This is a genomic window from Sphingomonas sp. Ant H11 (assembly GCF_000797515.1).
Lineage (GTDB): Bacteria > Pseudomonadota > Alphaproteobacteria > Sphingomonadales > Sphingomonadaceae > Sphingomonas.
This window is the reverse complement of sequence record NZ_JSBN01000017.1, coordinates 18,248-36,995: the sequence shown is the minus strand read 5'-3', so window position 1 is coordinate 36,995 and position 18,748 is coordinate 18,248. Positions and strand designations below refer to the sequence as shown.

Sequence of the window (18,748 nt, the reverse complement as noted above, 5' to 3'; positions counted from 1 at the left end):
TCGCATGTCGGCGGACAACAGGCCGCAGCACACCTATGACCTGACGGAATGGATGAATCGCTATGGGCCAGGCTTGCGCCGCTTCCTGGCCCGGCGGGTCAACGCAGCGGATATTGACGACCTTGTTCAGGATGTTTTCCTGCGCATGCAAACCGCCCAGTCAAACCAGCCGATCGAGCATGCCGAACGCTATCTTTTCCGGGTCGCACAAAATGTCCTCATCAGCCGCTATCGCGCCGATGGCGGCCGTATGCGGCCGGTGCTCGGCTCGATCGAGGGGACCACGGCAGAACCCCGCGACGACATTTCTCCCGAACGCATTGCGATCGGGAGAGAACAATATGCCCTGGTGATTCAGGCCATTGCGAACCTGTCCCCGCGCGTACGCGCCGCGTTTGTCATGCACCGGTTCGAGAACATGACATACCAGACGATTGCCGTACGCATGGGCATAACCAAAAATTCGGTAAAGGAGTTGATCCACCGGGCCTTGCTCCGTCTGTCCGACGTCATGGAGGACATACAGTGACGATCGAGCCTAAACGTCTCGAAGATGGCTTGCGTGCCGAGGCGACGCGTTGGTTCAGCGCGCAGCGCTCCGGCGACATGGCGGCGGAAGAACGGGAAGCGTTCGCGGATTGGCTCCGCTCCAACCCGGGTGCTCACGCCCAGCTTGAGCGGCTGCAACAGCAATGGGACGCCCTGGATTCGATCGCCAACGACCCGGCAGTCCTGGAAATACGCGAGCACGATGTTCACGCATACAATCGTCCGGCGCGTTTCAAGGCGTTGCTGGCGCTTGCCGCGGCGGTGCTGCTGCTGGTGTCCTCCTCGGTTACGTTTCTGCAATATGGCGACCCAGTGCGATCCTGGTTCGGTTCGGAGGGCGAGTTGTTCCGCACCGGCACCGGGCAGCGCACGACCGCAACCTTGACGGACGGCTCTGTGGTGACGCTCGATGCGGAGAGCGAACTGCGTGTGGTCGAAATGGGTGCCCGTCGCCGCTTGCGACTGATACGGGGGCATGCCTTCTTTCAAGTCGCCAAGGACCGCGTCCACCCCTTTCTCGTCGAAGCAGCCAGCAAGACGATCCGTGCAGTTGGAACCGAATTCGACGTCCAGCTCGATGATCAAGCGAAACTGACCGTGACGCTGATCGAAGGCAAAGTCCGCGTCGAGCAGCCCAATGGATGGGTCCGGCCCGGTCGGCGCGTCAATATGGTGGCGGGTGCGCGCCTGATCGCGAAATCGGATCATGCCTGGAACGTGACACACGTCGATACGGCGAGCGAGACGAGCTGGCTGACGGGTCGTTAACCTTCATTCGCGAGCCGCTGGCGGAAGCGCTGAACGAGGTTAACCGTTACTCCGCGCGCAAGATCGTCTTTGTGGACGGGCCCGCACCGGCGACCAATATTGTCGGGGTGTTTGCCGCCGGCGATGTCGACAGCTTCGTTACGGCGCTGGAGTTGAACGGAATCGCGCGGGTCTCCGATCGCACCGACACGAAAATAATGGTCACCCGCTCCGCTCGAGATGGAAGGGGAGATTGAGCCATCCGACGGCGGCTGGTGCAGAAAAGGTACGGTCGCTGCCCCTGCCGGACAAACCCCGACCGGTTGGCCATCGAGTATCTGCCGACATTCGCGCGAAACGGCGTGATCCGGGACCGTTTCGTCATGCCCGATCAGGTCCCCCGCATGCCAACGCTGGCGAAGGAACCGGGGCGCGAGAATGCCGAAGCCGTCTCAGCGGACCGGGTCTCGATGCCGGGCACCACACAACCAGCCGATATCCTGTGGATGCACCTTTTTTAGCACGAAGCGCTGATCGGTTTCGGGGCGCTCCTCACGAGCGGTCGCCGAGCTTGATCGCTTTGAGCAGCGCGTCGGTCATCACCTTTGGATCTGCTCTACCATTTTGATTGGTGAGAACGATTGTCGAGAGGGGTTCGTCAAGGTCGCGGCGGTACCAGCAAGAGAAACCGGCGGTTCCCCCGCCGTGCGAGACGATGGTCCTTCCATCCACCTCGTCGACTTCCCACCCAAAGCCCCAACCGGCGGGCTGACCGTTCGACAGGCTGGCGCTACGCCACATCTTCCGCCGAACGCCCGAGCTCAAGATTCGCCCCTGATCCAGGGCAACGGACCAGCGATTGATATCGGCTACGGTCGACAGGAGGCCGCCGGCTGCCCAAGTCGATCCGGCCGCGCTGCGCGGAGGATCGTCGTCGTAACGCCCTTCGCTCCAGAAATGCCCTGAAGCACAACGGTTCCTGCATGGGATCCGATCGCGAGGGCCCGTCGACGACATGCCGGCTGGCCCGAAAAAGCGCTGCCGAAGCAGGTTCCAATAGTTTTCCCTGGTGACCGCTTCGGCCGCCATCCCGAGAAGAATGAAGCCGGTATTGTTGTATTCGTGCCGCTCGCCGGGCGCGAAGCTGTTGGGCCGGTCCGCCACCAGCGCGAGGATTTGCCTCGGCTTGAGCTCCTGCGGCATAAGCAGGCGGAAATTGTCTCCATTGAGATATTCGGGCAACCCGGACGTGTGGCTGAGAAGCTGCGAAAGCCGAATATTCCGCCAGGTCGCGGGGATATCCGACACATAGGTCTCGATTGGCGCGTCGATACGCAGCAGACCTTCCTCTTGAAGTTGAAAGATCAGCGACGCTGTGAAGGTCTTCGTCAACGAACCGATCTCAAAGATCGTCTGCGCATCGGGAACGGACGCTGCATTGCCCTTGGTGCCCGCGCCTCCAGCAGCCACAATTCGGCCCTTTCGAACCGCTCCGGCCGCGATCCCGGGCGCAGCGTCGAGCGGGATCTGCGAAAGAATTGTCTCGGCTCGACGCACGGCCAAAGCCGGATGCGGCATCAGAAACGGTGTCGCGGTGAGCCCGGCAAGAAAAGCTCGCCTCGAACCGCTGGCAGCCGCATTCCGCGTTCGCAAAAACCCATCGTCGGCAGAGCACGTCCAATTACGCTTCAGCATCAATAGAATGCTCCATTGGTCGTAATCGCGAAACGGGTTCTCATGGACGCTGAAACTGCATCGGTTGACGCATCAGTCAAACATCGATTGCGATCGTTCCCGACGACCCGAACGCATCGGAAGGCGGTTCGAGCGCGTATCGATCATTCGGAGGATTTTGAGGGCTCGGATGCGCGAGGGTGCAGCTTGACCAAGCCGCACCCCGCCGGGCAGTTCCCCTGCTTTGCCCGGGCACCTTATTCGTGGCGCAATGCGCGGGCCGGCTCCGCGCGCGCGACGCGCCATGCTTGGCCAAACACGGTCGCGGCCGCGATCAACACCGCGATCAGCGTCGCGCCAACGAAGAACAGCGGCGACAGCGCAATCCGGTCGTCAAACCCGCCGAGCCAGCGCTGCATGGCGACAAAGGCCAGCGGCCAGGCCACAAGATTCGCCAGCAGCACCGGCCGCATGAACTGAACGATCAGCAAACGCAGCACTTCCGCGGTCGACGCGCCGAGCGTCTTGCGGATGCCGATCTCCTTGACGCGGCGCGCGGTATCGAAGGCGGCCAGCCCGTAAAGGCCGATGCACCCGATCAGGATCGCAAGCACCGCGCCGATTGTAAACAACCGCGAGCGCTGCGCATCGGCCTTGTAGTAGCGCGCGAACAGGTTGTCCTCGACCGAGCGGGCGCGGAACGGAACCCCGGGCGCGACGCGCTTCCACGCCGTCTCGAGTGCCGCCGTCATCGCTTTTGGATCTCCGCTATACCGCACCGCTGCGATCGGCGAGATGACCCCGACAGTGTCGTAATAATAAGCGACCGGGTCGACCGGGTCACGCGGACTGCGGAAGCGGACATTGTCGACCACGCCGATGATCGTCGACCATCGATCGCCATCGCTGATCGTTTGCCCCACCGCCGCCGTCGGCGACGAAAAGCCGAGCGCCGTCACCGCCTTGCGGTTGATCACCAGGTTGGGGCCGATTTTCTTGCGCTCCGCCGGGGAAAGAAGAGCGCGATCGTCGGCATGCGCCGCGTCGAACAGGCGCCCGGCAATGCGCCGGGCACCGTAGACCGCGAAATAGTCGCGCCCCGTCCCGACATCCATCACCGATATCTTCCGGTCGGGCGCACCTGGCCGACTGTAGCCCGAGAAATTGGTCGTATCCTGATCCCCCGGCGCATTGTTGCCCACCGTTACGCCCGTCACGCCCGGAACCGCTGCCGCGCTGCGTAAGATGTCCCCGCGCTGCGCCGCATCGAGCCCGCTATTGTTGAACGAGCGAATGAGCAACAGCCCTTCCCGATGGAAGCCGAGGTCGGCGTCGCGGATGTGCGCGGTCTGCGCCAGCATCGTCCCGGTTGCGATCGCAAAGGCGATGGCGATGGCGAACTGGACGATGACCAGCGCGCCACGCAACCGTGCTCCGGCGCGGCCACCGCCCGGTGCGCGCGTCGAGGCCAGCACCGCAGCGGGACGGAAACCCGACAGGACGAAGGCGGGGTACAGACCGGCCACCAGCGCGATCACCAGGACCAGCGCGATCATGGGAAGTACGATCCCGTCGCGCCCGAAATAATGGAGCGCGAGTTGGGTGCCCCCGAGCGTATTGACGAATGGCAGCGCGATCTCGGCCAGCGCAAAGCCGATCAACGCCGCCACCGCGACGGTAGCAAGCGCCTCGAACAGGAACTGACCGATCAGCGCGCGCCGCGTGCCGCCAACCACCTTGCGGATCGCCACCTCGCGCGCCCGGAGGCCGGCACGGGCAGTCGCCAAATTGACGTAGTTCACGATCGCGATGACCAGCGTCAACAAGCCGACCACGCCCAGCGTCGTCACGATCGCGCGATCGCCGGGGCTGTAGAGGTGCATCGCCGTCAGCGGGCGCAGCGACTGAAAATACTCGCCCTTCTTGATGTTGTCGCCGACATAAGCATGCCGATCAAGGAAGGTGGGCAATTGCGCCTCGAAGGCGCGCGCGCTGGCCGTATCGGGAAAGCGCAGGAGCGTGGTCAATGACGAGCTGCCCCAATGCTCCCACCATTCGTTGCCGAAGCGGGCGCGCACCAGTTGCGCGAACATCTCGTCCTTGAAGGTCACATTGTCGGGCATGTCGCGCAGCACCGCGCCGACCCGATAGGGATAGACCGCACCATTGATCGCGAGCTGCAGCGTCTGGCCGATCGCCGGCTGGCTACCGAAATATTTCCGGGCGGCACGCTGCGTGATCACCAAGCCGTTGGGGTCGGCAAGGGTGCGGGCCGGATCGCCCTCGATTGCCGGAAATTGCATCAGATCAAAGAAATTCGGATCGACCGCGCCAAGCTCCTCCGACGTCGCTTGCGCGCCCTGTCGGACCGTCGCTGCAGTCGGCATGAAGCGGGTGCCGACCAGTTGCGGATAGTCGGCGCGTAACTGAACGAGTTCGCTGCCCATCGTGTTGGGATTGGGGTCAGGCGGATATCCCGGCATGACATAGCGCTCTTCCATTACCCACAGTCTGTCCTGCTCGGGCAAGACGCGGTCAAAACCGCTTTCGAACTGCACGAACAGGTAAAGGACCAGGAAGGTCGCGATACCGAGGGCCAGTCCGCCAATGTTGAGCGCCGCGAACAACCGGTGGTGGGCGAGCGAGCGATAGAGCGAGACCAGCATCTTACGCTGCCCGACGCGCGGAGGACAGGATGCGACCGTCGAGCATGTGTACCGTTCGCTTGGCGATATCGGCGTGCGCGGGGGAATGGGTGACCATCACGATCGTCGATCCGTCTGCGTTGAGCTGACCGAGAATGTCCATCACCTGCGCGCCATTCTCGGTGTCGAGATTGCCGGTCGGCTCGTCCGCGAGGATCAGCCGCGGCTCGCCGACAATGGCGCGGGCGATCGCGGCGCGCTGCTGCTGTCCGCCGGAGAGTTGATGCGGGTGGTGCCGCTGGCGATGCGCGACGCCGACACGATCCATCGCCGCAGCGACGCGGTCCTTTTTTCTCGCCCGTCGGCATTGCGCGATAGGCGAGCCCCAGGGCGACGTTCTCGGCGATCGTCAATTCGTCGATCAGGTTGAAGCTCTGGAACACGAAGCCGAGGCGATCCCGCCGCAGTTTTGCAAGCGCGCTCTCCGGTGCGCGGGCGATGTCGGTACCCTCGAACAGATAGCGACCGCCGCTCGGGCGATCGATCGTGCCGATAATGTTGAGCAAGGTCGATTTTCCGCAGCCCGATGGCCCCATGATCGCGACGAACTCGCCGGCCTCGACGGCCAGTTCGATCCCGCCAAGCGCGGTCGTCTCGATCTCGTCCGAGGCATAGGTACGGCTGACGTCCTGGAGCTGGATCATGGGCAAATCCTATTTGAGAAGAAGGGTCTGGAAGGGTGCGTAGGAGGTCAGTGCGGTGGTCACGATGCGGTCGCCTGGTGCGAGGCCAGAAATGACCTCGACCTGATCGGGGTTGCGCCGCCCGGTAACGATCGCGCGCCGTACCGCTTTCGAATCGCCGTCGAGCACGAAAGCCATGGTCCCGCCGGCATCGAGCCAGCCCCCCGAAGGCGCGACGATGGCGGGCCGGTCCGCGCCGAGGATGAGCCGAACGTCGAGCGTCTGCCCGCGGTTAAGCGCGACCGGCGGGCTCGTCCTGAACGCGAGTTCAACGCGGAAACGCCCTGCCGTCACCTGGGGCAGCACCTTTAACAGGGTCATCGGATAGCTTCGACCGTCGAGGTCCGCGACCGCACCAAGGCCGGTGTGGACGCGCCCCAGATAGAATTGATCGACGTCGGCGATCAGCTTCCACTGGCCTTCTGAATCGATCTGTCCAACGGGATCGCCGCTCTTGAGCATCTGTCCCGGCTGCAGCGTGAACGCAGTAAGCCGCCCGCCGACCGGCGCGCGTAATACCAGTGCCGACAGGCTCGCGCGTACCATCGCCAGGCTCTCGCGCAACTGCTGGGAGGTCGCAGCGATGCCCGAGGATTGGGCGGCGAGCGTGACCGCCGCCTCGCTCGTGCCGCGCTGGAGCGTGGCGACGCGTGCCTGTTGATAGGCGACATCCTCGCGCACGGGGTCGATCGCGGCGCGGGCGATGATGCCCTTGTCGAACAGCACCTGTCTCTGCGCGAGCAGGGTCTGCGCCTTGGACAGCGCGTTGCGCGCATCTGCCAGGTCGCGCGCGCCGTCCTGCCGCGTGTTCTGTACCGTCAGTCGCTGGCCATTTATCGCACTCAGCTGACCGATGATTTCGGCCGAGCGGCTGGCGACGTCGAGCGCGAGCGAAGGATTGGACAAGCGCGCGAGCGGGGTGCCCGCGGCCACCATCGCGCCGTCGGCGGCCGCCAGTTCCGCGACCTGCCCGCCCGAGATGGCGGTGACGAACACCGTCCGCAGCGGCGCGACTTCGGCGCGTAACGGCACGAAATCGCGAAACGGCGCGCGCGTTACCGCTCCGGTGCGGATCGCTGCGCTATCGACGCTCAACGTATTGGAGCCGGGCATCAGCAGCCACAACACCAAGGCCGCGATCACCACCACCACGCCAATCGCACTCCGCACAATCACTCGCCAACGTTTGGCGTGGGGGCGCTCGATGCGACGGTCCATCGCTGCGCCAGATTGGGTCATCTGCGTCATGCCGACACCATAACGGATGCATCGCGACGGGCCTAAAGCGCGGAAATCCGGCGTTTCTGGCAGCAATCGCGCCGTGCGTTTCCCATATCTGTACGGACTGTCCGTTTCCGGACACTATGCAACACCATGTCAAGCGAATCGCCCGCCATCCTGATCGTCGAAGACGATGCCGACGTCGCGAAGGCCGCGCGGTTGTTGCTTGAACGCCAGGGAATGACCGTATCGATCGCCGCCGATCCTGCGGCTGCCTGGGTGTATCTCGCCGAGCGGCCTGCCGACGTCCTTCTGCTCGACCTCAACTTCGCGCGCGGGCGCACCAGCGGCGAAGAGGGTTTTGCGATGCTCGACCGCCTAATTGCGGCCGACCGCCACGCCGTGGTGATCGTCGTCACCGGTCACAGTGGCATTGCCGTCGCGGTACAGGCGATGCGCCAGGGGGCGACCGACTTTGTCATCAAGCCGTGGAACAACGAACGTCTGCTTGCGACGGTCCAGCGCGGCGTCGCGCTGCGCCGTGCGAAGCTGGATGCCGCAACAGCGCCACCGATCGACGACGGCCTGTTGCTCGGCGAAAGTGCCGCGATCGCGGGCGTGCGCGATCTGATCGCCCGTGTCGCGCCGACCGAAGCTCCGGTCCTGGTCAGCGGGGCCTCCGGCACCGGCAAGACCGTGATCGCGCGGCTGATCCATCGAGGATCGGGACGCGCTGACGGGCCGCTGGTTACGCTCCACGCGGAGACCGCCGACAGCGCGACGATCGCGGAACGGCTCGCCGCCGCTCTCGCCGGTACGCTGGTGATCGACCATATCGATCGCTTGCCGCGCAGGTTGCAAAGCGACCTTGCCCAACAGGTCGACGGTGCGCGTGTCATCGCGACGACCCGACTGGATCGCGCGGAACTGCGCGCGGCTGTCGGCGAAGACCTGTTGTACCGCGTCAATACGATCGAAATCCGCGTGCCACCGCTAGCCGAGCGCGGCGGCGACGCGCTGCTGCTGGCGCAGCATTTTCGTTCCCTGTTCCAACATCGGCATGGCAAGCTTGGCGGACCGATTGCTGACGCTGCCGCGAAAGCGATCGCGCAATCTGCCTGGCCCGACAATGTGCGCGAGCTGCGCCTTCTGATGGAACGCGCAGTGCTGCTCGGCACGGACGACGCGCTTGGACTGGACGATATCGCGCGGCCGCCTGCGCACGACGCCGAACGGCCGCTACAGCCGGGACGATCGCTCGCGCAGAGCGAGCGGGCGATGATCGATGCAGCGCTCAAACGCTACGCGTTCAACGTGAGCCGTGCCGCAGAGGAACTCGGACTGACCCGCGCGGCCTTATATCGGCGGATGGCGCGCTATGGCCTCTGACGGCATCCGTCGCACGATCCGAGCGCTGGTCCTCGCGCTGGCGGGTGGGATCATCGCACTGGCAGCCACCCACGGCCTGTACGCGACCGCGCTGCTCGCGATTGTGGTCGCAGCCTGGACCGCGGTGCGCAATGCGGTTGAGCAGGGCGCGCCCTCGCCCGCCCTCGCACCACCGGCTCCGTTGCCAGTAAAGTCCGACCCTGAAGCACTCCAGCGCCTCACCGCCTATCTGGACCTCTCGCCGGCCCCCTTGGTCTCGCTAGATGGTGACCGCCTTCGCGCGGTGAACCGCGCGGCGCGGCGCTTGCTGGGAACGAACGACCTGGTAGCCGAACCTCCACCCGCTCTCCTGGGGATGCTGTCGGACACCCGACCCGGCCGAACCGCCAAGATCGACCTGGACGACGCCGGGGAGATCAGGAGCTTCGCGCTCACCACGGGGGACCTGGCGCTGTCAGGCCGAATGCTGCGAATCGGCGCGCTGATCGACATCGATACCGAGTTGAAGGCGGCGGAGGCGGCCGCTTTGCGCGAGCTCGTCCAAGTGCTGAGCCACGAGATCGTCAACGCGCTAACTCCGATCGCGTCGCTCGCCGCGACGGCGGTGGCGATGCTCGATGATCCCGTGCCACCGCTGCCCGAGTTGCGCGAGGCGATCGAAACGGTCGCACGGCGAGCGGCGAGCCTGCATCGCTTCGGGGAGAGTTACCGCGCGCTGGCACGCCTGCCCACCCCCGCCCTGCGGCGCACCGCGCTTGCCGGTTTTGCAAATGATCTCGCCATGCTCTTCACGTCGCGCTGGCCCGCGATCGAACTGGCGGTGGAAAAGCACGAGGCCCCCGCGCATCTGCTGATCGACCCGGACCAGCTCACCGCCGCGCTCTGGGCGGTTCTGCAGAACGCCGCCGAGGCGCTGGACAATGCGCCCGACGCCAAAATCCACCTGATATTCAAGGCGCGTGTCGGTCGGACGCTGATCGGCATCGTCGACAACGGACCGGGGATATCTGCGCGTGACGAGAGCGACATTTTTCGGCCGTTCTTCACTACCAAGGCAGAGGGCAGCGGAATCGGCCTGTCGCTTGCGCGCCAGATCCTGCGCGGCCACGGAGGCGACCTTGCCCTGGCCTCGTCTCGCGTCGGCAAGACCGAGTTTGAAGCGACTATCCCCGCATGAAGGCACTGCGCGACGCCGCGCAAATCGGTATTCGGCGGAGCGTGACAAGAGCAGACGCCCGTCGCCAGTGGCGGTCGTCCCGTTCGCTACCCCCCGATCTTCCGAAACCAGTCGTTCCCCAGGATATCGAGGGTTGGCTGCCCCTAGAGCCGTCGGATTTAGATCCAGTCGGCGCAATAAGTGGCCCCGCGCACGGGTCAGGCTTGCCTGTCGTGCACGAGGCCATCCCCTCAGAGCGCGACCACCGGGTCGGACGACAGCGACATCTGGCGGGCTTGAACGAGGGCACTCTCGATCGCGCTGCGTCGCGCCTCCTCGCCGCGGCCCAGCCCTTCGGCAACGATGACTTCGACATCGACACCGACAAAACTGAAAATCGAGCGCAGCAGCGTTTCGGCATGCTCATATGCCGAATAGGGGGATCCCTCGCCATAGACGTTGCCGCGCGCGAGCGCGACGATCACGCGCTTGCCCGTGACCAGGCCGACCGGGCCGTTCTCACCATAAGCGAAAGTCTTGCCCCTCACGGCGATGCGATCGACCCACGCTTTCAACTGGCTGGGGATCGAGAAATTGTAGAACCCGGCACCAATCACCACGATGTCGGCGTCGAGAAATTGCTGCACGTCCTCACCGCTCTCCAGCGCCAGGAAAGCATCGAGAGTCATGTGCGCGATCGGCTCGGCGGCAAGGTCGCGATAGGTGACCTCAAGGGTTGGATCGGTTTCCAAAAAGACGCGCCACCACGGCGGCGGAAATGGCGCGGCTCGCTGAACCCTCACCCATGATGCTGGAATCGAGATGAAGAAGCTTCATTGATTGTCTCCGGTCTGGATTTGTGACCTGGAGCAGGTATGGAACCGAGGGCGAACCGCCAAGAACGCATATTTTTAGGACCTGGTCACATGGATATGCCCGCCACTCCAGGCATCAACGCCGACTGCCGGAGAATGAGCAGCGTGCTGTCTCTCGTCGGCGACAAATGGACGGTGATGATCGTCATGGTGCTTGCCGAACGACCGCGCCGCTTCAACGACATCAAGCGGACGATCGGCGGGATCTCGCAGCAAATGCTGACCCGGACACTGAAAGCGCTCGACCGCGACGGCATGGTCAGCCGGACGGTACATCCGACCGTGCCGCCACAAGTTGAATATGCCCTGACGGATTTGGGGTATTCGCTGTCGGAGCCGCTGCGCGCGCTAGGAGCCTGGGCGGGAAAGCATCTCGAACTGATCGACGAAAACCGCCATCGCTATGACGGGGCGCGGAAGATCGAGGCCGAGACTCCCACGCGGGCGCAAAGACCATAACGCGGCCGTTGCGCCCCGCCCTCATGGTCTGGAAGAGCGCATTGCGAGCATCACCCAATCCCCGATCGATCCCGTGATCACCACGGCACCGACGCGCCAAAGCGGTCGATGAAGCGCAGCCCCGGCGTACCCCTTTGGGCGAGCAAAGTGTCGGCCAGTTGCGGCATGGTCTCCGCGATGCTGAAGGGCGCGTGCGGTCCGCCAAGCGCGGTGCGGATCCAGCCTGGTGCCATCAGCACCATCGCACGTGGATCGCCGGCATGGCGGGCGGCAAAGCTGCGCATAGCTTGGTTGAGCGCGGCCTTGCTGCCGCGATAGACCTCAAAGCCACCGTTTGTATTGTTGGCGATGCTGCCCTGGCCCGACGACATCACGCCGATCAGGCCCGTGCGCGGCACAAGATCCTGAAGGCCTTCCACCGCCCGCATCACGCCGAGCGTGTTGGTCAGCATGACGTGCACAAATTCGTCGGTGGGGACCTCCGCGATCGTCTCCATCGCGTTGCGGTTGGCGGTGCCCGCGTTGACGAACAGCAGGTCGATGGCGCGATCCGCGAGGCGGTCGTGCAACGCCGCGATCTGGGAGGGTTCGGTGACGTCGAGCGCTTCGATCGCAACCTGGCCCGGATGGGCCTCGGCAAGATCGTGCAAATCGGTCCGGTCCGTCTCTCGCACCGTACCGATAACGTGCCAGCCCTTTTTGACGAACTCCGCCGCCAATGCGTGGCCGAGGCCTCGGGATGCGCCCACCAGAAGGAGCGTGCCGCGATCGGTTGAAATGGTCATGAGGGTCTTCCTTTGTTGCTCTGCCGGGCCCGATGTCGAGGATGCGCAGCGCACGCGCCAGACGCATAGAATGCAAAGAACAATTGCGTCTGACGCCATGTCTGGCATGCAGATCCGGCTAGGGGATGGGGATGCCGCCAATCGATCTGAACCTGCTGACCGCGCTTGATGTGCTGCTCAGCGAATGCAGCGTCACCGCCGCCGCCCGGCAGCTCGGCCTAAGCGTTTCGGCGATGAGCCGGACGCTGGCGCGGCTGCGCGTTGCGACCGGCGACCCGTTGCTGGTCCAGGCCGGACGGGCGCTCGTCCCGACGCCCTATGCGGAACAATTGGCTGAACGCGTCCACAGGATCGCGCAGGAAGCGCGGTCGGTGCTTACGCCGACGATCGAACATATCGATCCGGCGACACTCGTGCGGACCTTCACGATTCGCGCCAATGAAGGGTTCGTCTCGGTGTTCGCGGCAGCTTTGGTCGCAGCGATCACCACGGCGGCACCGCACGTGCGGCTGCGCTTCGCGCCGAAACCGGACAAAGCGGCGGTGCCGCTGCGCAACGGCACGATCGACGTGGAAATCGGCACAGTGGAAGCCTCGGCTCCCGAGCTGCGCAGCCAATTGCTGTTTCGCGATCGCTTCGTCGGTGTGGCACGGCGCGGGCACGCGCTATTGGACGGCGCAATCACGCCACACCGCTACGCAGCGTGCCGCCACGTTATCGCATCGCGGCGCGGCGCGTCGAGCGGACCGGTGGACGACGCACTCGACGCACTTGGGCTGCGGCGCGACATCGTCGCGATCGTATCGAGCTTCCTCGACGCGCTCGACATCGCCCGCCGTTCGGACCTTATCGCGCTGGTGCCGCACGCGTGCCTGCGAGGCGGAGCGGCGGCAACGGAGGGCCTCGTAGCGTTCGAGCTGCCGGTGACGACGCCGGATCTTTCGATCAGCGTGATGTGGCATCCGCGCCTCGACGCCGATCCGGCACACCGCTGGCTGCGCCAAATGCTGATCGCGACGTGCCGGCAAGCGGTTCAACCGGACGGGGCCAGGCGGGCGACGTAATCGATAAACGCCCGGAGCGGCGGTGGCACGAGCTTGCGACTGGAATGGTAGAGAAAAGGACCGGGAAAAGGCTGCCACCACGCCTCCAACACCGGCTCGAGCGCATGGCTCGCCAGAGGCGGCCGAAGCCAGTCTTCGAAAAGGTGGATCACGCCAACGCCGGCGATGGCCGCTTCGACGCCGAGATCTATAGCTCCCCCAACGCCAACGACCAGCCGGGCCCGCGGCTCGATCCGAACGATCTCGCCGTCGCGCTCGAATTCCCAGGGAGACGTCAACCGACCACTGGCGAAGCGACCGAGAATGCACGGATGCCGGAGCAAGTCGCGCGGGTGCGAAGGCCGACCATACCGATCCAGATGCTTCGGGGAGGCAGCGGTCGCGAAGCGTTGCACTCGCGGCCCGATCGGCAGCGCGATCATGTCCTGTTCCAGCTTGTCGTCGTAGCGAATGCCCGCGTCGCAACCCGCCGCCAACATGTCCACAAAACCGTCTTCGGCGATGATCTCGACCTTTATGCCGGGATGGGCCTGGAGAAAACCGGGCAGGATTGCCGACAAGATCAGCCGCGCCGCGCTAACCGGTACGTTCAGCTTGAGCGTGCCGGTCAGGCCATCGCGCAAGTCTCCCACCGCGCCAAGCGCCGCTTCCACCTCGCCCAGAGCAGGCGCGAGCCGTTCGAGCAGGCGCGCGCCGGCCTCGGTTGGAGCGACGCTGCGCGTCGTGCGGTGGAGCAGCCGGACCCCGAGCGACGCCTCCAGCCGACGCACGGCCTCGCTCAACGTCGAGGCGCTGACACCCGCAGTTCGGGACGCTTCGCGAAAGCCGCGCGCGCGCGCCACCGCCAGAAACGCGTTCAGGTCGGTCAGGCTCTGGTTCATTGTCTGCCTTTCCGCACAGCCCGTGCTGATCATGCCGGATTATCACCATAGTCGCCATGCCCTAGCTTGAGCAGGAAGGAGACAATCCCATGCACCCGATTGATCAGGCAGGCAGCTTCACCCTTGGCGACCGCGCGGTAAGGCGGATGGGATATGGTGCCATGCAACTCGCCGGGCCGCACGTATTCGGGCCGCCGAAAGACCGCGACGCCGCGATTGCAGTGCTGCGCGACGCCGTGGACGCAGGCGTGAACCATATCGACACCAGTGACTTTTATGGCCCGCACGTCGTCAATATGCTCATCCGCGAGGCACTATCGCCCTATGCCGAGGATCTTGTTCTCGTCACGAAGGTCGGCGCGGTACGCGGGGACGATGGTTCCTGGAACCTCGCAGCCTCGCCCGACGACCTGCGCCGCGCGGTTGAAGACAACCTGCGCCATCTGGGGCTGGACACGCTTGAGGTGGTCAATTTCCGTTCCATGCTGGGCGGTGGCAATGCAGGACCGGCCGAGGGCTCGATCCGCGTCCCCTTCGAAGCCCTTGTCGGCATGCGTGAGGAAGGTTTGATCCGTCACCTTGGTCTCAGCAACGTGACCGCAGCACAGGTTGCGGAGGCGAGAGCGCTCGCGCCGATCGTCTGTGTGCAGAACCAGTACAATATCGCCCATCGCAGCGACGACGCGCTGATCGACGCGCTGTCAGAGGACAGCATCGCCTTCGTACCGTTTTTCCCGCTGGGGGGCTTCAGCCCGTTGCAATCGTCCCGATTGAACGCGGTCGCCCGCGACCTCCGCGCGACGCCCCTGCAGGTGGCGCTCGCATGGCTGTTGCGGCGCTCGCCCAACATCCTGCTGATCCCCGGGACCTCGTCGACCGCGCACTTGCACGAAAACCTGGCTGCCGCCTCGCTGAACCTGCCGGACGACGCGCTGGCGACGCTTAATGGGATTGGCAGCTAGGCAACCCTATCCTTCCTTGATTGCCCGAGGGGTGTTGGGGTGTGTCGCCAGTCGCTGGATCATCGTTGCCGCACCAATCAGCAGCACGATCGGCACAAGCAGGACATAAAACCCAACCGTTCCGCTGAACGCCGCCAGGAGATGCCCGACGATGAACGACCCGGTGGTGCCGCCCAGCGCGGAAAAGACGACGATCAGGCCAACCATCGCGGGCTGCTCCTGCGGCCGCATCGACGACAGGATCGCCGAATTCAGCGCCGGGTAGATCGGCGCCATCAACAAGCCGATCATCGGCAAAAGATACGCCGCGATCGGCGCTCCCGCCCAGCCGGTTACACGGCCATGATGCCCGGCGGCGAGCGGCAGCACCGCCAGCATCAGCAGCGCCATCCCGGCAAGACAGCCGCAGACCAGCGGAAACCAGCCGGTCCGCCGTACGACGACGCCAGCCCCCAGCCGCCCAAGCGCCAGGCACACCGCGAAGATCGACGCCGCCTGCACGCTCATTTGCGCCGACAGACCGAGCAATTCCCGATTGAAGGTCGGAAGCCACGACCCGATGCCTTGCTCGACCAGCACATAGCAGAAGATCGCCGCGATAAAGCTCAGCGTCAGCGGCCGCCAGGCGAGCGCGAGCATTTCGCCGAATTTCTGGCGCGCACTCTCGGGTGAAGTGCCCGTCGATTCGATCGCTGCGCCCTCGTCAAAAGGGGTTAGAGCCAACAGCACCAATGCAACCCCGCTTGCCGCCGCGAGCCCGTAATAGACGTTCAGCCACTGCGGGTCCGCCGGATTGACCGGGTTGATGAAGGCCGCGAAGATCCAGTATCCGCTCAGCACCCCGAGCATGAACACGCCCTCGATCACATTGAGCAGGGAAGCGTGCTGCGTGCTGTCCTTGGTCAGCAGGCCAACGAAACTATAGACCGAAACCTTGGCCACGCCGAAGCCGACCCCGACCGCAAGGAACATCAGTCGGGTGGTCCAGAAACCCGGTGCCAGCGGCATCGCCAGACATGCAAGCGCTACGACCCCGAGCGCGACGACCATCGCGCGGCGCAATCCGAAGCGCGGAAGCTGCGCGGCGAGCAGAAAGCTCGTCGCCGCGATCGACAGGTCCTTGAATCCCTCGAGCGAACTCGCCGCGCCCTTGGTGATATGGAAGGATTCGATCGATTGCAGGATCACGGTGCCCACGCTGTTGAGCAGCACGGCAAAAACCGCATAGGTCAGGGCAAGCCCGACGATCAGTCGTGTTCGGTTCATGGTCCTCCCCTGCCGGAGCGCCGATCCGGCTTATTGTCTTGACCACCTCCTATTATGAAATGCATATCAATGGCAAATCGGGCGCGCATGCGCCGTGTCAGGAGAGAGTTTGCGTGGGGCGGTCATTACCGGAAGCGTCGTTTGCTGCCATGCGTTTTGCGCGCGATGGCTGGTGCCTGGCTGCCGAGGGGCAGACACTGCAGCTACACCATGTTCCCGCGCTCTTTTCGATCGGCAACGGCTTTATCGGGATGCGCGGTCCGGGAGACGGGGCAGATGCGCCCAGGGTCTATCTCAACGGCGTTTATGAACGCATGCCGATCGCCTATCATGAGGCGGCACACGGCTATGCGCGGGAAACCGACCTGCGGCTCGCGGTGGCGGATGCAACCCGACCAGCGATCCTGATCGAGGGCCAGCGCGCCGAGGCGGCGAGCAGTGTCACGCTTGATCTCACGCGTTGCGTCCGCGCCGAAACGGTGCTGGCCGGTGGTATCGACGTAACGATCGAACAATTCGTGGCGATGGCGCAAACCGCTCTCGTCCTCACCCGCGTCCGGTTTCCCGCAGGTAAAGACGTGGTGGTGACCCCCTTGGTGACGCCGCCTCCTGGCAGCGAGGCACCCGTCGCTGCCGAGCCGCAAAGCGACGCGATTTACGATCCGCGCATCGCGCCCACGCTTGCGGACAGCCCGTGGCGCAAGCTCGATCTCCGCGCCGGTCCCGGTATCGCCGCGCGCACCGACCGCCTGCACCGCAGCGGCTTCGTGGTGGCGAGCGCGATGCAGGAAATCGGACGCCGTACCGCCGGCAATCTGGTCGAGGTCGATTTCGTGTCGGGCTATCAGGCCGCGCGCGACGAACCCGTACTGGAGCCGCTGCTTGCCACGCTCACCGCGGCGCAAGCGCGGGGCTATGACGCGTTGCTGGCCGAACAAACCGCATGGTTCGCCGACTTCTGGTCGAGCAGCACTGTCAGCATTCCGGACCAGCCCGAAACCGAACTGGCGATCCGCTATGCGCTTGCGGAATTGACGATGGCGGTCGGGCGCGACGGCAAGACCTCGATCGGGGCCAAGGGACAGACCGGTGAGGGCTACGAAGGCCATGTCTTCTGGGATGCCGATCTCTACGTGCTGCCGGTATTTGCCTTCACGCAACCGGCGATTGCCCGGGCGATGCTGGCATGGCGGATTTCGGGTCTGGATGCCGCCCGCGACAATGCCCGCGCTATGGGCCAGACCGAGGGTGCGCTCTATCCTTGGCGGACGATCGGCGGGCACGAATGCTCCTCCTATTTCCCCGCCGGGCCTGCGCAATATCACATCAACGCCGACATCGCCTACGCGCTGGAAACCTATCTTGCGGCGACAGGCGACCGCACCATTCTCGACCAAGGCGGGGCGGCGATGCTCGTGGAAACTGCGCGGATCTGGCTGGCGATCGGATACCATGACCGCGATCGCGACGACGCCTTCGTCATCAACCGCGTGACTGGACCCGACGAATATTCAGCGATCGTCGACAACAACCTCTATACCAACTTGATGGCCGCGCGGCATTTGCGCTTCGCCGCGCGCGAAGGGCTGTCGCTGTCGCTGCTGGATGCAGCGGAAGCCGCGCGGATGGTGCGCGCGGCCGACGCGATGTTCCTGCCGTTTGACGATGCGCGGCACGTCTATGCGCAGGACGATGGCTATTTTGACCTCGATCCATGGCCGTTCGCCGACACCCCGCCGGAGAAATATCCGCTGCTCCTGCACTTCCACCCGCTCGCCATTTATCGGCGGCGGGTGTCGAAGCAGGCCGATGCGGTGCTGGCGGTGGCGCTGCTGCCAGACGTCTTTACCGACACCATGCGGCAGCGGATGGTGGAGACCTATGAGGCGACGACGACCCACGATTCGACGTTGTCCGCCAGCGCCTTCGCCACCGCCGCGGCGCGGGCCGGTGATGGTGCGCGCGCCGCGCATTATTGGCGCGTCGCGGCGCTGACCGATTTGTCCGATCTGTTCGGCAATACCGATCACGGGCTGCATATGGCCGCCCTGGCGGGAAGCTGGACGACGCTGGCGATGGGCTTTGCCGGGATGCGAGTCGAGGGCGACACGCTCTGTTTCGATCCGGTCGATATCCCCGGCCTGCCCGAATATGGCTTTTCGATCACCTATCGCGGCGCGCCAGTCGAGGTGACGGTCTCCGGTGCCACCGCGCGCGTATCGGTACGGGGCGACCACGCCGTGCAGATCCGCATCGCGGGCGTCGATGTGGCGACGTCCTCGGAAATTCAGAGCGCGCGAGCGACCGTATCATGACCTTCCGCGCCGCACTT

The 18,748-nt window shown here is 64.7% G+C and carries 17 protein-coding genes and 1 pseudogene; 10 read left to right on the top strand and 8 right to left on the bottom strand.

Going from position 1 to position 18,748, the window contains the following annotated elements:
* Nucleotides 1–4 precede the first annotated feature (4 nt).
* The 4 genes from NW75_RS04740 to NW75_RS24940 all read left to right on the top strand — a co-directional run bounded on the left by NW75_RS04740 (nucleotide 5) and on the right by NW75_RS24940 (nucleotide 1,817).
* Entirely contained in the window at nucleotides 5–529 is a 525-nt protein-coding gene (locus NW75_RS04740; protein WP_033964073.1) for an RNA polymerase sigma factor, read from the top strand.
* Nucleotides 526–1,317: a FecR family protein gene (locus tag NW75_RS04735; protein ID WP_033964069.1), complete on the top strand. Its 792-nt coding sequence runs from the start codon at nucleotides 526–528 to the stop codon at nucleotides 1,315–1,317. Before NW75_RS04740 ends, NW75_RS04735 begins: the two co-directional genes overlap by 4 nt.
* Before the next feature lie 71 nt (nucleotides 1,318–1,388).
* Nucleotides 1,389–1,553 (top strand): hypothetical protein, encoded by a 165-nt coding sequence (locus tag NW75_RS24945; RefSeq protein WP_197057713.1) that lies wholly within the window; start codon nucleotides 1,389–1,391, stop codon nucleotides 1,551–1,553.
* Between the two features lie 66 nt (nucleotides 1,554–1,619).
* Entirely contained in the window at nucleotides 1,620–1,817 is a 198-nt protein-coding gene (locus NW75_RS24940) for a hypothetical protein (protein ID WP_033964064.1), read from the top strand.
* Between the two features lie 31 nt (nucleotides 1,818–1,848).
* On the opposite strand, the gene NW75_RS04725 is transcribed toward NW75_RS24940, so the two are convergent.
* The 4 genes and pseudogenes from NW75_RS04725 to NW75_RS04710 form a co-directional block, all read right to left on the bottom strand.
* On the bottom strand, nucleotides 1,849–2,991 hold the full coding sequence (locus NW75_RS04725; RefSeq protein WP_081988634.1) for a serine hydrolase domain-containing protein: 1,143 nt from the start codon (nucleotides 2,989–2,991) through the stop codon (nucleotides 1,849–1,851).
* Between the two features lie 236 nt (nucleotides 2,992–3,227).
* Nucleotides 3,228–5,636 carry an ABC transporter permease gene (locus tag NW75_RS04720; protein ID WP_033964062.1) on the bottom strand — a complete coding sequence of 803 codons (2,409 nt, stop codon included), beginning with the start codon at nucleotides 5,634–5,636 and terminating at the stop codon, nucleotides 3,228–3,230.
* 1 nt (nucleotide 5,637) lies between these two features.
* Nucleotides 5,638–6,319, bottom strand: a pseudogene (locus NW75_RS04715) (ABC transporter ATP-binding protein).
* A 9-nt stretch (nucleotides 6,320–6,328) separates the two neighbouring features.
* Nucleotides 6,329–7,606 carry an efflux RND transporter periplasmic adaptor subunit gene (locus NW75_RS04710; RefSeq protein WP_231564953.1) on the bottom strand — a complete coding sequence of 426 codons (1,278 nt, stop codon included), beginning with the start codon at nucleotides 7,604–7,606 and terminating at the stop codon, nucleotides 6,329–6,331.
* A 126-nt stretch (nucleotides 7,607–7,732) separates the two neighbouring features.
* On the opposite strand from NW75_RS04710, the gene NW75_RS04705 reads away from it, so the two are divergent.
* Nucleotides 7,733–8,968 (top strand): sigma-54-dependent transcriptional regulator, encoded by a 1,236-nt coding sequence (locus NW75_RS04705; protein WP_033964061.1) that lies wholly within the window; start codon nucleotides 7,733–7,735, stop codon nucleotides 8,966–8,968.
* Nucleotides 8,958–10,145, top strand: coding sequence for a sensor histidine kinase (locus tag NW75_RS04700; RefSeq protein ID WP_033964059.1), 1,188 nt, complete (start codon nucleotides 8,958–8,960; stop codon nucleotides 10,143–10,145). The genes NW75_RS04705 and NW75_RS04700 overlap by 11 nt, the downstream gene beginning before the upstream one ends.
* Nucleotides 10,146–10,375: 230 nt before the next feature.
* Here the strand turns inward: NW75_RS04700 and NW75_RS04695 are convergent, their stop codons facing one another.
* Nucleotides 10,376–10,876, bottom strand: coding sequence for an FMN-dependent NADH-azoreductase (locus NW75_RS04695; protein ID WP_443024440.1), 501 nt, complete (start codon nucleotides 10,874–10,876; stop codon nucleotides 10,376–10,378).
* A 174-nt stretch (nucleotides 10,877–11,050) separates the two neighbouring features.
* On the opposite strand from NW75_RS04695, the gene NW75_RS04690 reads away from it, so the two are divergent.
* Nucleotides 11,051–11,458, top strand: a complete 408-nt coding sequence (locus NW75_RS04690; protein ID WP_033964057.1) for a winged helix-turn-helix transcriptional regulator — start codon at nucleotides 11,051–11,053, stop codon at nucleotides 11,456–11,458.
* A gap of 77 nt (nucleotides 11,459–11,535) precedes the next feature.
* Here NW75_RS04690 and NW75_RS04685 read toward each other — a convergent pair whose 3' ends face one another.
* A complete protein-coding gene (locus NW75_RS04685) occupies nucleotides 11,536–12,243 on the bottom strand; it encodes an SDR family oxidoreductase (protein WP_033964056.1) in 708 nt (235 codons plus the stop codon).
* Nucleotides 12,244–12,374: 131 nt separating this feature from the next.
* Between NW75_RS04685 and NW75_RS04680 the strand changes: the two genes are divergently transcribed.
* Nucleotides 12,375–13,307: a LysR family transcriptional regulator gene (locus tag NW75_RS04680; RefSeq protein ID WP_033964096.1), complete on the top strand. Its 933-nt coding sequence runs from the start codon at nucleotides 12,375–12,377 to the stop codon at nucleotides 13,305–13,307.
* On the opposite strand, the gene NW75_RS04675 is transcribed toward NW75_RS04680, so the two are convergent.
* Nucleotides 13,277–14,188 carry a LysR family transcriptional regulator gene (locus NW75_RS04675; RefSeq protein WP_033964054.1) on the bottom strand — a complete coding sequence of 304 codons (912 nt, stop codon included), beginning with the start codon at nucleotides 14,186–14,188 and terminating at the stop codon, nucleotides 13,277–13,279. The genes NW75_RS04680 and NW75_RS04675 overlap by 31 nt on opposite strands.
* Before the next feature lie 89 nt (nucleotides 14,189–14,277).
* On the opposite strand from NW75_RS04675, the gene NW75_RS04670 reads away from it, so the two are divergent.
* Nucleotides 14,278–15,150 carry an aldo/keto reductase family oxidoreductase gene (locus NW75_RS04670; RefSeq protein ID WP_033964052.1) on the top strand — a complete coding sequence of 291 codons (873 nt, stop codon included), beginning with the start codon at nucleotides 14,278–14,280 and terminating at the stop codon, nucleotides 15,148–15,150.
* A gap of 6 nt (nucleotides 15,151–15,156) precedes the next feature.
* Here NW75_RS04670 and NW75_RS04665 read toward each other — a convergent pair whose 3' ends face one another.
* Nucleotides 15,157–16,416: an MFS transporter gene (locus NW75_RS04665; RefSeq protein WP_033964051.1), complete on the bottom strand. Its 1,260-nt coding sequence runs from the start codon at nucleotides 16,414–16,416 to the stop codon at nucleotides 15,157–15,159.
* Between the two features lie 149 nt (nucleotides 16,417–16,565).
* On the opposite strand from NW75_RS04665, the gene NW75_RS04660 reads away from it, so the two are divergent.
* Entirely contained in the window at nucleotides 16,566–18,731 is a 2,166-nt protein-coding gene (locus NW75_RS04660; protein ID WP_033964049.1) for a glycoside hydrolase family 65 protein, read from the top strand.
* Nucleotides 18,732–18,748: the final 17 nt, after the last annotated feature.

What these genes read in the sequence shown, in the direction of transcription:
- NW75_RS04740 (WP_033964073.1), top strand. Translation starts at nt 5, where the DNA reads ATGTCGGCGGACAACAGGCCGCAGCACACCTATGACCTGACGGAATGG.
- NW75_RS04725 (WP_081988634.1), bottom strand. Translation starts at nt 2,991, where the DNA reads ATGCTGAAGCGTAATTGGACGTGCTCTGCCGACGATGGGTTTTTGCGA.
- NW75_RS04720 (WP_033964062.1), bottom strand. Translation starts at nt 5,636, where the DNA reads ATGCTGGTCTCGCTCTATCGCTCGCTCGCCCACCACCGGTTGTTCGCG.
- NW75_RS04710 (WP_231564953.1), bottom strand. Translation starts at nt 7,606, where the DNA reads ATGACGCAGATGACCCAATCTGGCGCAGCGATGGACCGTCGCATCGAG.
- NW75_RS04705 (WP_033964061.1), top strand. Translation starts at nt 7,733, where the DNA reads ATGTCAAGCGAATCGCCCGCCATCCTGATCGTCGAAGACGATGCCGAC.
- NW75_RS04700 (WP_033964059.1), top strand. Translation starts at nt 8,958, where the DNA reads ATGGCCTCTGACGGCATCCGTCGCACGATCCGAGCGCTGGTCCTCGCG.
- NW75_RS04690 (WP_033964057.1), top strand. Translation starts at nt 11,051, where the DNA reads ATGGATATGCCCGCCACTCCAGGCATCAACGCCGACTGCCGGAGAATG.
- NW75_RS04685 (WP_033964056.1), bottom strand. Translation starts at nt 12,243, where the DNA reads ATGACCATTTCAACCGATCGCGGCACGCTCCTTCTGGTGGGCGCATCC.
- NW75_RS04680 (WP_033964096.1), top strand. Translation starts at nt 12,375, where the DNA reads ATGCCGCCAATCGATCTGAACCTGCTGACCGCGCTTGATGTGCTGCTC.
- NW75_RS04675 (WP_033964054.1), bottom strand. Translation starts at nt 14,188, where the DNA reads ATGAACCAGAGCCTGACCGACCTGAACGCGTTTCTGGCGGTGGCGCGC.
- NW75_RS04670 (WP_033964052.1), top strand. Translation starts at nt 14,278, where the DNA reads ATGCACCCGATTGATCAGGCAGGCAGCTTCACCCTTGGCGACCGCGCG.
- NW75_RS04665 (WP_033964051.1), bottom strand. Translation starts at nt 16,416, where the DNA reads ATGAACCGAACACGACTGATCGTCGGGCTTGCCCTGACCTATGCGGTT.
- NW75_RS04660 (WP_033964049.1), top strand. Translation starts at nt 16,566, where the DNA reads ATGCGTTTTGCGCGCGATGGCTGGTGCCTGGCTGCCGAGGGGCAGACA.